Origin of the sequence: Pedobacter sp. (assembly GCF_965227205.1) — a bacterium.
Lineage (GTDB): Bacteria > Bacteroidota > Bacteroidia > Sphingobacteriales > Sphingobacteriaceae > Pedobacter.
In genome coordinates this window covers 778,371-792,619 of record NZ_OZ245727.1, presented here as the reverse complement: position 1 = coordinate 792,619, position 14,249 = coordinate 778,371, and the positions used below count along the sequence as shown (strand labels likewise).

At 34.3% G+C, this 14,249-nt stretch carries 9 protein-coding genes; 3 read left to right on the top strand and 6 right to left on the bottom strand.

Annotated features, from left to right (window positions below; genetic code table 11):
- Positions 1 to 16: 16 nt before the first annotated feature.
- From ACO05K_RS03295 to ACO05K_RS03275, 5 genes are all read right to left on the bottom strand, one after another.
- Complete coding sequence (locus tag ACO05K_RS03295; RefSeq protein ID WP_421943042.1) at positions 17 to 2,395, bottom strand: ABC transporter permease; 2,379 nt, start codon at positions 2,393 to 2,395, stop codon at positions 17 to 19.
- A gap of 78 nt (positions 2,396 to 2,473) precedes the next feature.
- The gene (locus ACO05K_RS03290; protein WP_421943041.1) at positions 2,474 to 4,864 is read right to left on the bottom strand and encodes an ABC transporter permease; all 2,391 of its coding nucleotides are present in this window, start codon (positions 4,862 to 4,864) and stop codon (positions 2,474 to 2,476) included.
- Positions 4,865 to 4,942: 78 nt separating this feature from the next.
- A complete protein-coding gene (locus tag ACO05K_RS03285) occupies positions 4,943 to 7,312 on the bottom strand; it encodes an ABC transporter permease (protein WP_421943040.1) in 2,370 nt (789 codons plus the stop codon).
- A 213-nt stretch (positions 7,313 to 7,525) separates the two neighbouring features.
- Positions 7,526 to 8,224, bottom strand: a complete 699-nt coding sequence (locus ACO05K_RS03280) for an ABC transporter ATP-binding protein (RefSeq protein ID WP_421943039.1) — start codon at positions 8,222 to 8,224, stop codon at positions 7,526 to 7,528.
- A 160-nt stretch (positions 8,225 to 8,384) separates the two neighbouring features.
- Positions 8,385 to 9,629: an efflux RND transporter periplasmic adaptor subunit gene (locus ACO05K_RS03275; protein ID WP_421943038.1), complete on the bottom strand. Its 1,245-nt coding sequence runs from the start codon at positions 9,627 to 9,629 to the stop codon at positions 8,385 to 8,387.
- Between the two features lie 305 nt (positions 9,630 to 9,934).
- On the opposite strand from ACO05K_RS03275, the gene ACO05K_RS03270 reads away from it, so the two are divergent.
- From ACO05K_RS03270 to ACO05K_RS03260, 3 genes are all read left to right on the top strand, one after another.
- On the top strand, positions 9,935 to 10,312 hold the full coding sequence (locus ACO05K_RS03270) for an endonuclease domain-containing protein (RefSeq protein WP_421943037.1): 378 nt from the start codon (positions 9,935 to 9,937) through the stop codon (positions 10,310 to 10,312).
- A 308-nt stretch (positions 10,313 to 10,620) separates the two neighbouring features.
- Positions 10,621 to 11,991, top strand: coding sequence for a sigma-54-dependent transcriptional regulator (locus ACO05K_RS03265; RefSeq protein ID WP_421943036.1), 1,371 nt, complete (start codon positions 10,621 to 10,623; stop codon positions 11,989 to 11,991).
- A gap of 66 nt (positions 11,992 to 12,057) precedes the next feature.
- Entirely contained in the window at positions 12,058 to 13,416 is a 1,359-nt protein-coding gene (locus tag ACO05K_RS03260) for a sensor histidine kinase (RefSeq protein WP_421943035.1), read from the top strand.
- Positions 13,417 to 13,623: 207 nt separating this feature from the next.
- On the opposite strand, the gene ACO05K_RS03255 is transcribed toward ACO05K_RS03260, so the two are convergent.
- Positions 13,624 to 14,223: a CDP-alcohol phosphatidyltransferase family protein gene (locus tag ACO05K_RS03255; RefSeq protein ID WP_421943034.1), complete on the bottom strand. Its 600-nt coding sequence runs from the start codon at positions 14,221 to 14,223 to the stop codon at positions 13,624 to 13,626.
- Positions 14,224 to 14,249 lie beyond the last annotated feature (26 nt).

Sequence of the window (14,249 nt, the reverse complement as noted above, 5' to 3'; positions counted from 1 at the left end):
AACTAGCAACTCGTTGTTATTCATATTTCAAAGCATCAACTGGATTAGATTTTGCTGTTTTGTAAGCCTGAAAACTTACTGTAATTACAGCCATTAATAAAGTTCCAATAGCGGCTATAGCCATAATCCACCAGTTGATATTAGTATGAAACTCAAAATTATTTAGCCATTTAGTCATTGCGTAATAACTAATCGGTATTGCGATTACTATAGCCACAGCAATCATTTTAATGAAAGAAAGGGATAATAATTGCATTAAATTAACCACTGATGCGCCAAGCACTTTCCGTACGCCAAATTCTTTAGTACGTTGTTCGGCACTGTAAGCAACCAAACCAAATAAGCCTAAGCACGACACGAAAATTGCTAATCCGCCGAAGAGATTAGAAAGAATACCAAGTGTTTTTTCGGTTTTATATTTCTCCTGATATAAAAAGTTTACAAAAGTTATTTCTATAGGATATGCCGGATTAAAAGTTTTCGCGATTCTACCAATGGTTTCGATATTACTTTGTAGGCTATTTGTATTATTAAGGCGCATTGTAATGGTGCCGGTTTGTTTTAAATTGATGAAAACAACTTGCGGATTGTTGGATTTATAAGGCGAATCCCAAACGTAATCATCGAATACACCAACGATATGTGTGTTAGAACCAAAAAGCGTTACTCTTTTGCCAATCGGGTCTTTATATCCAAATACTTTAATAGCCGATGCGCTAACCATAATTCCACTGGTATCTGAAGCAAAATTCTTCGAAAAATCTCGTCCTTGTAATAATTTAATGCCGTTAGTTTTGATAAAATCATAAGATGTGGCCACTTGATTAAACATTACGGTATTTTCGGGCTTAGTCATTCCATCCCACTTTATATCCATAAAATTTCGACCACGATGAGAAAGACTAACGGATGATTGATACATCGAAGTAACCGCTCCAGACTTTAACATTTCAGCTTTAAATAAATCGAATTTGGTTTTCAATTCTCCCTCTTGAGGAATTTCGACCAAAGTATTTACATCAAAACCAACAGGCTTATTTTTTATATATTGAATTTGCCGATAGATAACCAACGTTGATATAATGAGGATGATGGCGAAACAAAATTGCCCAACAACCAAGACTTGCCTCAAACTCACATTTAAAAATCCTTTTGAAGTAATTTTTCTTTTTAAAGTTTGAATTGGATTAAAGGCTGATAAGTAAAAAGCCGGGTAACTGCCTGCAATTAAACCTGTGGCTAAAACGATGCCTATTATACCAACCCAGCTTGCCGTATTGAAGTATGAAATACCCAAATTGATATTTAAAAGCCTATTGAATGCTGGCAACAAAAGTTCCAATAAAGCAATGGCAAGTACAACAGCAATTAAGGTAAGCACCATCGATTCAGTTAAAAACTGGAGAATTAGCGAAATTCGATTTGCACCAATTGTTTTTTTTATGCCAACTTCCTTTGCTCTTTTTTCTGATTTGGCTGTAGCCATATTCATAAAGTTGATGCAGGCAATTAGTAAAATCCCAAATGCCAAGCCTACAAAAAGGTAAATTTGCTCAATATCGCCACCCGCAGGTTTGCCGTTTTCAAATTTACCGAATAAGTGTAGTTTACTGGCTTGATATAAAAAATGCGGCTGTGATTGTGAATTTTGTGGTGCATTTGCTTTAACCAAAGCTTCAAGTTTGCGGTTTACCAAATCGATATTTACATCTGGATTTAAGGTTACCATAGTTACGAAACTGTAATTATTCCAGTTTAAATCTTTAGCACTGCCATCAACAATTTCGTAAAACGACCAAGGCATTAAAAAATCAAAACGGTTAGAGCTATTTTCTGGTAAATCTTTAATTACACCCGTTATGGTTAGGTTTTCCTTATCTTGATAACGAACAGATTTGTTCAAAACATCAGCTGTTCCGAATAAAGTTTTTGCTGTACTTTCGGTTAAAATAACAGAAAGTGGATTTATAAGCGCTGTTTTTGCATCGCCTGAGATAAACTGATAATCGTACATTTTAAGAATATAAGGCTCTGCAAATTTCGAATCTTTTTTATAGCTGTTTTGTCCATTGGCGATTAAGCTTTTTTTGCCATAATCCATACGTGCAACATATTTTACCTCCGGTAAATTCTGTTTTAAAAGTGGTGCTAAAGCAGTCGTTGTACCATTAAAAGTTGCAGCAATTTTATTTCCTTCGCCAGGTACGTTAGTCATAGCTACAAAAACATTTTCTGAATTTTTGGCTTGTTTATCGAAATTCCATTCGTAAGAAACATACAACAGCAGCATCAAACACGCTGCAAGACCAATTGCCAAACCAATTACATTAATGAAAGAAGAAGTTTTGTTCTTCCACAGGTTTCGCAAAGCGATTTTTAAGTTTAATTTGAACATTCTTAGAGTTTTACGTGGTAAGTTTTAAGTTGTACGTGCTGAAACCTACAACTTAAAACGTATTACTTATTACAATTTTTATTCGTATTTCAAAGCATCAACCGGATTAGCTTTTACAGCTTTCTTAGCTTGAAAACTTACCGTGATTACAGTTAATAAAATGGTGATTGATGCGCTGCTGACAAATGGTAGCAATGGCAAATCGATTCTGTAGGCAAATGTTTCGAGCCATTTTTTTGTTAAAACATATGCGATGGGCCATGATATTAAATTAGCCACAAGCACCATCATAAAAAATGAAGTGTTAATCAGTTTAAAAATTTGAATATCACTTGCACCCAAAATTTTGCGAACCGCTATTTCCTTAATTCTGCCGTTGGTGATGTATTTTGCAAAAGCAAACAGACCTAAAATGGCGATAAAGATGGTTAGCAATGCCGCAGCAAAAAACACAGATTGTAGCTGTTCTTGTTTTTTGAATAACCTGCCATAAAGTTCATCCAAAAATTCGTATCTAAAATCTTCCCCATCTTTTGGATTAATTTGAGACCATTGAGATTTTAATGTTGCTAATGCTTCTGCCATTTTGTTTTCCTCAATTTTTAGCATGATTTGAGTTTTATAGTTACCGCAAGGATTTTTAATGGCATAAATTGTAGGCTGAACAGCACTTTCAAATCCTTGAGCCTTAAAATCTTTAGCTACACCAACAATTTTATAATCAATATTGCAACCTCTAATTGTTTGCCCTACCGGATTTTTTAATCCATATTTTGCAACTGCACTTTCATTAATAATTACAGAATTTGCGGTATCAGTTTTAAAAGCATTTGAGAAAAAACGCCCATCTTTAAGTTTAATATCCAACGTTTCGAAATAATCAAATTCAACATCAACAAAATCTATGTTGGCCTGAATGCCGTTTGTTGTGTAACTATTACTGCCATTTTCGGCTCCATTAGGAATATCACTTGCTACAGTTGCAGATTTAATCCCAGGAATTTTCAAAACCTTCTCTCTAACGGACTCAAAATTTAGCGAACCAAATTTCGATGGATTATTAAACAGCGTTAGATTTTTAATATTTACAACTTGGTTAGCTGTAAAACCTAAATCCTGTGTACGCATATACTTCAATTGCGAATTGATAATCAATAAGCCGATAATAAAAATAACGGCTATGCTAAACTGAAAAACCAATAAACCGTTGCGCAACCACGAACTTTGGCGGCTGGTAGAAAAATTTCCCTTTAGAACCAATGCAGGCTTGAAACCCGATAAAACCATTGCCGGATAAATGCCTGCAATAAGTGTAATAAAACACAATACAAGGGGCAATTGCCAAAACAAATCGTTATTTAAATGCCAGATAGAAAGCTTAATTTGAAATAGATTATTAAAGGTTGGTAATAATAACTCAGCTGTAATTAATGCAAAAATCGTAGCAGCAAAACATTGGATAAAAATCTCGACAAGAAATTGAGTAGTGAGTTGTGCACGAAAAGCTCCCATCACCTTTTTAACACCAACTTCTTTGGCCCTTTTAGCAGCTTGAGCTATATTCAAATTAGTAAAATTGATACAGGCAATAACTAAAATCAAAATACCAAGAACAGAGAGTGCAACCAGGATTTTATATGGAGCATCGTTTCCGGCTTTTGGCCTTAGATGTAGATTTGATAAAGGATCTAAGAATGTAGAAATCGACTTAATTTCTTCAATAGTTTTTAAATCCGTTTCTCCTTTTAACAATTCAGCCCGGTATAAATTGGTTATTTTTTGCTCAAGATTGTTAACATCAGTTCCTGATTTTACTTTTATGTATGTTATATATTTATTGTATCCATAATCTTCTCCAATTCCAATTTCATTACCAATCGAAATTCCATCGAAAGTTATATTAGAATGGGGGTTGTTTATAATTGCTCCATCGAACTTACTTTGAATACCTGAGTTACTCGCACCCATACCAACCATTTCAGGCTTCGAGTCTTTTTTATTTGGAAACAAGGTTTTCATACTTTCCTCGCTTAAATAAGAAAGTCGCTCTGTATCACCATTTGGTTTTTGCAAACCACCCACTGGTTTTAAATCAAGAATTTTAGCAGCATTGTAATCGGCTTGCATAAAATTTTTGGTAAATACAGTGTTTTTACCATTCTTCAAAGTCAGTTCAAAAAAACTGCCCATCGTAATTCCGGCGTTTTCTACTTCTGGAAAATTCTGTTTTATCGCTTTAGAAAGAGGTGGCGAGGTATAATTTGTTTTAAACTCAGGATAAATTCGCCCTACCACATAAATATTTTTATAATTAGGGTTTGATTTATCGTAGCTGGTTTCATACGTAAAATACATCATTACCAAAATGAAAGAAGCCAAAGCAATCGCTAAACCGCCAACATTAATTAATGTAATCCCTTTGTTTTTCCAAAGGTTCCGCAAAGCGATTTTTAAGTTTAATTTGAACATTTCTGAAGTTTTACGTGGTAAGTTTTAAGTTGTAAGCACCAAAACGTACAACTTAAAACGTATTACTTATTACTATTATCATTCATATTTCAAAGCATCAACCGGGTTTGCCTTCGCAACTTTTATAGATTGAATACTAACGGTTAAAATGGCGATTAAAACAGATAATAAAACTGCAATTATAAAAGGTAAAGCAGATATTGATATCCTATATTCAAAAGCAGATAACCATTTATTAATGATGATGTATGCTATCGGGAAAGCGATTAGGTTTGCAATAGCAACCAGCTTAATAAAATCTTTATTCAGCAGTGTTAAAATGCTTGTAGTATTTGCGCCTAAAACCTTGCGGATGCTGATTTCTTTTTTCCTTTGTTCTGCCATGAAAAGCGCCAAACCTAATAAGCCAAGGCAAGAAATAAAGATTGCAAAACCACCAAACCAATTTGAAAGCGTACCTAAAAGCTTTTCGTTTTGGAATTTAATTTCAAAGCCCTCATCTACAAATTTTCTATTTACAGGATAATCTGGCTCTATTTGTTTTACCAGTTCATCAATTTTTGAGATAGAGGTACTAATATTCTGATTTGGATTTAACCGAACGATAATAACCTGTATATCATCCATATAACTCGGATAAAATACCATTGGTGCAACTTTCTGATAAGCGCTTTCTACAACAAAATCTTTTACAACAGCTACATTTGTTTTCTCTGTTCCCCAATATCTAATTTTAGCTCCTATTGGATTTTTAAGTCCCATCATTTTAACAGCAGCCTCATTAATCATAATGTTGTTGCTATCGCTCTTAGATGTAGAAGAAATCTCCCTTCCGGCAACTAATTCTGTACCTATTGTTTTAATAAAATCATCACCAACACCTCTGTTATTAAATAAAATCGATTCCCCTTCTGTTTTACCCTCCCAATTAACATCAGTTGTATTGTTACCACTTTCGGTTATGTCTTTACTAAATGTAGTTACGCTGCTTGCTGCTCCAGATTTTAAAAGCTGTGTTTTAAGTAGTTCACGCTTGCTTTTTTCGCCAACCTTGCCACTAACCGCTATTTGAACCAGATTAGATTTATCATATCCGATTGGTTTGTTTTTTACATAATTAAGTTGCTGATAAATAACTGATGTACAAACAATTAAACATGCTGCAAAAACGAATTGAATAACCACCAAAACTTTCCTTATGGATACAGATGAATCTGACTTGATTTTTAAACCCTTTAATACTTTTATTGGTTCAAACGATGATAAGTAAAGCGCAGGATAACTTCCTGCCATGAAGCCGGTAAATATCATTAAGCCTAAAAGCGTAGACCAAAAAGTGACACTTTTATAATCAATCTGTAATTCGATATTTAGCAAATTATTAAAGTAAGGCAAACTCACTTCAACCAAAATGAAAGCCATAACACCCGAAATTATGGTTACAAATACCGACTCGAGTAAGAACTGCCCCACCAAAGATTTACGCGTAGAACCAATCGCTTTGCGAATACCCACTTCCTTAGCCCTCCGCTCAGAACGAGCCGTAGATAAATTCATGAAGTTTACACAGGCAATAAGTAAAATACAGAAAGCCAACAACAGAAAAATTTTGAGTTGCTCTATTTTACCACCAACTGATTTTCCATTTTGAAAGTCATCGTATAAATGCCATTTTGTATATGGATGCAATAATGCTTTAGCTGTGTTACCTTGCTGGTTTCGTTTATAAATATCTTTAATGCTTGCATTAGCAGTATCAAAAAACTTATTATCCTTTAACTGAGCTACCGTTAAGCACATATTATTACCCCAGTTTTTGTCTTTCGCCCATGGCTCTCTTTTAATAAAAAGTTCCCAAGGCATTAAACATTCAAAAATTATAGAGTTGTTTGCAGGGATATCTTCAATTACCGCTTCAACTTTTAAAACGTCTTGATTATCAAGTTTAACCGTTTTATTTATCGGATCATCATTACCAAATAATTTTTTAGCAAAAGATTCTGTAAGAATGATAGAATTAACGCCTCTTAAAGCTTGTTCCGGATTTCCTTTGATAAACTTATAATCGAATATTTTAAGGAAAGATGGGTCAGCAAAATTTACTCTCGAGTTGATTCTTTTATCGCCAATTGAAATTAATTTTGTAGATGGATAAGTACTGTGTGATGCATATTTAACACCTGGAATTTTAGTGGCAACTTCTTCTGCCATTGCATTTGGTGTCCACGCCCAGCTAAAAATTTTGCCATTTGCAGGAGCGTTTTGATAAATAACATAAGTTTTATCGCTGTTGGTAAATTCCTTATCAAAACTCCATTCGTAGGCTACATAAAGCAGCAATATCATACAGCTTGCTAATCCAATGGCCAATCCTCCGATATTTATCAGAGAAAATCCTTTATTTTTCCAAAGGTTTCGCAATGCGATTTTTAAATTTAATTTGAACATTTTTTTGAAGTATTACGTGGTAAGTTGTAAGTACAGCACGTAAAACTTATAACGTACTACTTTTAAACTTTTAGCGCCTTATCCGAATCTTCCCATCCAGGAAGATTTCGGTTGGCCTATCATTAAACTAAAACTATTTTTAAGGTTGAAAAATTTGTTCTGTAATTTAAAGCGCCCAGCCTTGTAACAGATAACTCGCAACCTTTAACTCAATTAAATCAATTCCTCGTTTCTGCTTTTGTTAACTTTCTCAGAAATCACATGACCATCTTTCAGGTTGATAATTCTGTTAGAGAAACTTGCATCATGACTGGAGTGCGTTACCATCACGATAGTTGTTCCGGTTTCGTTTAGTTCGCAAAGCAATTCCATAACTTCATTACCGTGAGAACTATCCAAATTACCAGTCGGCTCATCGGCTAAAACTAATTTCGGTTTAGTAACCAAAGCTCTTGCAACGGCAACACGCTGCTGCTGACCGCCAGAAAGCTGTTGCGGAAAGTGACCGCTTCGGTTAACGATGTTCATCCTTTCGATGATTTCGTTAACCAGTTTTTTACGTTCCCCGGCAGGAATTTTATTATAAATCAGCGGTAACTCTATGTTTTCGAAAACGGTTAACTCATCAATCAGGTTAAAATTCTGGAAAACAAAACCCATATTTCGCTTACGAAAATTAGAGCGTTCTCTATCATTTAAGGTTAAAAGTTCGGTATCAATAAATTTGTAGCTACCGCTTTCTGGCTTATCTAACAAGCCCATTACGTTTAACAAGGTAGATTTACCACAACCAGAAGGCCCCATAATTGAAACAAATTCGCCTTCTTTTACATGAAGATTGATTCCGTTTAACGCCGTAGTTTCTACTTCTTCAGTTTTATAAACTTTTTCCAGATTTTCTATTTTAATCATAGCTTTTTAGTATCGAGTATTTAGTATCAAGTATCAAGACCTGATTATATTTTTGCTAACTTGAATTCCTATTTTTTGAAACCTTTCACCTTTCACCTTTCACCTTTCACCTTTCACCTTTCACCTTTCACCTTTCACCTTTCACCTTTCACCTTTCACCTTATTTATTTATCTCTACTTGGTCGTACTGGCTAAATTGGTCGTAAGAAGATGTAATTACTTCATCACCTTTGCTCAAACCTTCTAATATTTCGTAATACAGGTAATTTTTTCTGCCGATTTTAACATTTTTCTTAATTGCTTTACCATTGTTTACCACAAATACCCACGAACCGCCTGTACTTTGGAAAAACTGACCTTGAGCGAGCAATAGTGATTTGCTGTTATCAGATAAAGTTAATTTTGTTTGTAACGATAAACCGCGGCGTAATCCCTCTGGCGCAGCACCTTTAAAAATCATCTCAACTTGGAATTGCCCTGCAGTAACTTCAGGAATAACTTTGCTTGCTGTTAAGTTGTATGTTTTGCCGTTAAATTCGCAGGTTGCAGTTTGCCCTTCTTTAACACGGTTAATATAGTATTCATCAACACCAGCCTGGAGTTTATAACCTTGTAAAACATCAATTTTTCCAATCATTTCGTTTGAGTTATAAGATTTTCCGATAACCGGGTCATAAGATGATAATTTACCAGAAACAGGGGCTTTAATCGTCATATTTTCAATATTCCGGCGAATCATTTCCAAGCTTTCATTCATTTGAGCCATTGATTGGTCGATTTGAGAAAGCTGCATTTTGCGGCTTTGGTTTTCTTGTTTAATCGCCTGACGGACAATTTTAAGCTTGCCTTGATAATATTCGTAATCCTGACTCGATTTATTAAATTCTTGCTGTGTGATAACTTTTTTTGTAAACAAAGCACTGTCTATTCTGTATTGACGCGTTGCAGTACGAAGATTATTTTCTACATCTAAAACATCCTGATTCAATATTCTTTGATTTTGCTCTAAATCTAATCTAGATTTACGCAACTGGTTAATTTGCTCGGTAGCTGCTGTTTGTTGAGAGGTGTAACCCATCATTGCGTTAGAATTTTCAATTCTCAAAAGCGGTGTTCCTTTTACAACAGATGCGCCATTTTCGGTAAAAATTTGAGCAACCGTACCTCCTTCTGAAGAACTTACAATTACAGATGTTAACGGAACAACACTCGCATTTAACAAAACAACATCTTCAAAATCGCCGTACTCAACCTTGCTAATCGTTAGTTTATCGGCATCGGCACTATAAGTCTTTTTTAAAGATAAAGTATATCCATAGATTACAACTGCCACAAAAGCAATCGCCCCACCTAATATTAAAAGGGTTTTGGTGCTAAATCTTTTCTTCTCTATTTTTTTATCCATTGTTTGGTAATACTGTTCGGTTTGCTTAATAACCAAGCTTGTGCCAAACACACCAAACACATTTAAAACACTAATAATCAATTAATTATAATTTTTATTAATTTTATGATGTTCATTATCGAACAGTTTATGTGCGAGAGCGGACAGTTTGGTTATTTTTGGGCGTAAGAAGGTATCTCCCCTTCATCCCCTCTCCGCGAAAAGAGGGGTCTGGGTGTATAGATATCATGGTTTATAATTTTTTAAGTAAAAGACTTTAGAAAAAAATTAATCTAGATTTAATAAGGATTTTTTTTAATTAAGATATGGAAAAGTATGGCGATGAACTTTTTAAAGGTGCTAACCACAAACTTTTTGAGTTTTCAAAAGTGTTAAGAAAAGTAGGGACAGATGCAGAAGATATTTTATGGCAAGCCTTAAGGAGAAAGCGACTTAGTAGTTTTAAGTTTAGAAGACAACATCCTTTAGATAAATATATTGCTGATTTTTATTGCCATGAAGCTAAACTAGTTATTGAAGTCGATGGCGGAATCCATAATAACCCTGATAATAAAGAATATGATAATAATCGAGGTTATGAATTAGAACAGTTGGGGATAAAAGTTTTGAGATTTACTAATGAAGAGGTAAGTAATAATTTGGAAATGGTTTTGAACGAGATTAAAGGGCATTTGGAAAAATAAAAAAACCTCTCCCCTTCATCCCCTCTCCTTGAAGAGAGAGGGTATAAAATATAAATAGCATTGTGAGTAAAAATTTTATAAAATTAGTTCAAACCACCCTACCAACATTTCCCTCTCTTCAAGGAGAGGGACAGCATAAAAATAACAGCAACCACTAACTTTAATAGGGAGAGGTTTTATTTGAAATACATAAACAAAATTGGGTTCAAACCACATTACCAATACCTCCCTCTCTTCAAGGAGAGGGACAGCAGAAAAATAACAGCAACTACTAACTTTAATAGGGAGAGGTTTTAAAATAATATACCATGCTAAACACCACAGTTTTAATTATTGATGATGACGAGGACATCCTCTTAAGTGCTCGTTTGTTCTTAAAACAACAAGTTAAACAGGTAATTACCTGCAAATCGCCAAAAGAAATTAATGTTTTGCTAAGTAAAAACGAAGTTGACATTATTCTTTTGGATATGAACTACCAAAAAGGTGCAAGCGATGGACGGGAAGGATTGTATTGGTTGGAACATATTTTATCGATAGATAAAGATTACATTGTTATTTTAATGACTGCATTTGGAAATGTAGAACTTGCAGTTAAAGCAATTAAAAAAGGTGCAACCGATTTTATCCTTAAACCCTGGGAAAACGAAAAGCTTTTTGCTACGATATCTGCGGCATCAAAACTGAGAGAATCTAACAGAAAAGTTAAAAAATTAGAAAAAATTCATACATCCCTACAAAAGGATATGACTAGAGGTTTCGAATATATTGTTGGCGAAGCTGATGTTATCAAAAACTTACAAAATACCTTAATAAAAGTTGCGCCGACTGATGCAAATGTTTTAATACTAGGAGAAAACGGAACGGGAAAACAAGTTTTTGCTTACGAAATTCATGGAAGTTCGCAGCGCAAAAATCAGGTTTTTATGCATGTAGATTTAGGTTCATTAAACGAAAATCTTTTTGAAAGTGAGCTTTTTGGTTATGCGAAAGGTGCTTTTACCGATGCAAAAGAAGACAAACCCGGCCGATTTGAATTAGCAGATGGTGGAACAATCTTCTTAGATGAAATTGGAAATTTAACGCTCCCGCTACAAGCCAAGCTTTTAAGTGTTTTACAAAACCGAACAGTTACACGATTGGGCGAAAGTAAAGAACGCAAAGTAAATGTTAGGTTAATAACGGCAACCAATATGCCTTTGAATGAAATGGTTGCTAAAAATACTTTCCGCCAGGATTTACTTTTTAGAATTAACACCGTTGAATTATTATTACCGCCTTTACGCAAACGTGGAAATGACATTTTGCTTTTGGCAAATCATTTTATGCAGGTTTTCAGTTCCAAATACCACAAAGAATTGCGAAGTTTAAACACCCAAGCAAAAGATGTATTGTTAAACTATAACTTTCCAGGAAATGTTAGGGAATTGCAACATGTATTAGAACGGGCAGTGATTATGAGCGATGGAAATGAAATTACGGAGCAAGATTTACAACTTAGTCCGCAGCGATTTGCTCAAAATAATGCTATACCTGATGAAATGGCATTAGGCGATATGGAAAAGATGATGGTGCAAAAAGCCATAGATAAACACAAAGGAAATATATCAAAAGCAGCTGCAGAATTGGGCTTAACACGAGCAGCTTTGTATAGAAGAATTGAGAAATTTGGGATATAAGTTCAAAACTGAAAGACTAAAGCAGAAAGCTTTGGACTTTTCGCTTTAAGCCTTAAGCTAAAAAACATGTTTTACAAACGTTTTACTTTTCGTTTAATATTCAGATTGATAATTATTAATCTGTTAAGTTTCTTGCTTTTTTACTTAATCCAGAATACACAGTTATGGTTTACCATTATTGGTGTTAGTTTAATTCTGTTAGGTTCAATAATTTCGCTTTACTTTTACATCAATGAAATCCGTTCAGACATTAAACGCTTTATTCTGGCTGTAAAAACCCGCGACCATACACTAAATTTCAAAAACAAAGCTACAAAAGGAAGTTTTCCAGAATTATACGAATCCTTTGGAGAAATTCTTCAGGTACATAAACAAATTCGTTTGGAGCAGGAAGCAATGTTTCAACTCATTAAAACCATTTTAGAGCAAGTTCCTGTTGGTGTTATTGTAGTTAATCATACCAAAACGGAGCAAGACAATGAAGAAATTGCGTTCTTTAATCAGGCGGCATCCAATTTATTAGGTGTTCCTGCTTATAAATATTGGCATCGATTAAAACAACATCTGCCAAATTTTGCAACCGAAGTCGAACAAATTTCAGCTGGTGGAAAACGCTTCCTTGAACTTAAAATTCAGGAAAAATTAATTCAGTTATCAACAGAAGTTATCCCATTAAATCTTTACGGAAAAAACTACACAATTATCAGCTTTCAAAATATTAAAGATGAAATTGAACAGAAAGAAACCGAAGCATGGAACAGGTTAATCGGGGTTATTTCTCATGAAATATTAAACTCCATTACTCCGATAAGTTCATTATCTGATACGATAAACAGCATGGTTACCGATAAGGAAAATCTTAATCAGGATGAAATGGAAGATTTAAAAATGGCTTTGCAAACCATTAAACGTCGCTCATCAGGATTGTTAGATTTTGTGAAAGATTATCGCCTGATAGCCGAACTACCAACTCCAAATTTAGAATCGCATACAATTGGTGAAATTTTGAAACACATTAAAGTGCTTATGCAGCCTTTTGCAAAAGTTAAAAATGTTGTTTTAGATGTCGAGCAAACTTCGTCGAAAATTACGGTTAAGCTGGATTTAAAATTAATCGAGCAAGTGCTTATCAACCTAATAACGAATAGCATTTATTCGGTTGAGGATAATGAAAATCCTTATATTTCTGTTAAATATCGATTAGAAAACACAAAACTTTATATCGATGTGAGTGATAATGGAAAAGGTATAGAAATTGACGATTTGGAGAAAATTTTTGTTCCGTTTTACACAACCAGAAAAAATGGCTCTGGTATTGGATTAACAATTAGCAGAAACATTATGAAAATGCACCGCGGAAGCATTGAAGTTGTCTCGACACCAAACGAACAAACTACTTTCTCTCTTTTGTTTAATTATGTTTAGCATATTTTCACATCTTATACTCAACTTGATTGTGCATCGTTTGCTCTAAATTACCTAGCCAACATACATATAACAGTTTTTTTTGAAAGTTTACAGGCAGAAGCACTTAGTTAAAACCTGCCCCGCTTTACACTTTACTCTCTACGTTCGTGTCCGTTTCAATCGGGCTTATTAACTAAGTTCCGCTCCTGCAAAAAACAAAACAGACTAACTGTTTAAATACTTACTCTTGTTAAACGCAATACCTTTTCTAATTAAAATGGCATGATAAAAACTTGGCACATCATGCATCCATTTTGGCAAAATGAGTATAATTAGAATTACATCGAGCTGAGAAATTATTCCAATTACGATACAGCTTGCCAAAATCCATCCGCCAAAGGCGAAACCTAACAGCGAAGTAAAAGTTGCCAGTAAAGTTAAGCCCCAAATTTTCGATAAAAATGCATGTGTACAAGTCTCTTTCCCAAATTTGATTAAACTAACCGAATAACAAAGTCCTTCCATAACTAACAATGCAATTACACCCAACTTTTTTGTTGCAATTAAATGTGGGTAAATTAAATAGCAACTTAGCGCTACGCTTAACCAAAAAACTAAATCAGTTTGACTGTCCAATCTCCTCATTTTTTCAGTAGAAACCTGTTGCTTTCTCGCAATAATCCCATCAAAAATATCAGACAATAAACCCAAGAACATTAACACAAGTATAATCTTAGTTGCATCCTCACCCATTGTCCAAGCCATTAAAAGAATACTTGGCGCCAAAAGGAATCTAAATAGAATTAACAAATACGGAATACTCATAGTCTGATTTTAATGCTTAAAATAAT

Bases quoted from the DNA above. Each gene is read 5' to 3' on its own strand.
- ACO05K_RS03295 (WP_421943042.1), bottom strand. From the start codon at position 2,395: ATGTTCAAATTAAACTTAAAAATCGCTTTGCGAAACCTGTGGAAGAAC.
- ACO05K_RS03290 (WP_421943041.1), bottom strand. From the start codon at position 4,864: ATGTTCAAATTAAACTTAAAAATCGCTTTGCGGAACCTTTGGAAAAAC.
- ACO05K_RS03285 (WP_421943040.1), bottom strand. From the start codon at position 7,312: ATGTTCAAATTAAATTTAAAAATCGCATTGCGAAACCTTTGGAAAAAT.
- ACO05K_RS03280 (WP_421943039.1), bottom strand. From the start codon at position 8,224: ATGATTAAAATAGAAAATCTGGAAAAAGTTTATAAAACTGAAGAAGTA.
- ACO05K_RS03275 (WP_421943038.1), bottom strand. From the start codon at position 9,629: ATGGATAAAAAAATAGAGAAGAAAAGATTTAGCACCAAAACCCTTTTA.
- ACO05K_RS03270 (WP_421943037.1), top strand. From the start codon at position 9,935: ATGGAAAAGTATGGCGATGAACTTTTTAAAGGTGCTAACCACAAACTT.
- ACO05K_RS03265 (WP_421943036.1), top strand. From the start codon at position 10,621: ATGCTAAACACCACAGTTTTAATTATTGATGATGACGAGGACATCCTC.
- ACO05K_RS03260 (WP_421943035.1), top strand. From the start codon at position 12,058: ATGTTTTACAAACGTTTTACTTTTCGTTTAATATTCAGATTGATAATT.
- ACO05K_RS03255 (WP_421943034.1), bottom strand. From the start codon at position 14,223: ATGAGTATTCCGTATTTGTTAATTCTATTTAGATTCCTTTTGGCGCCA.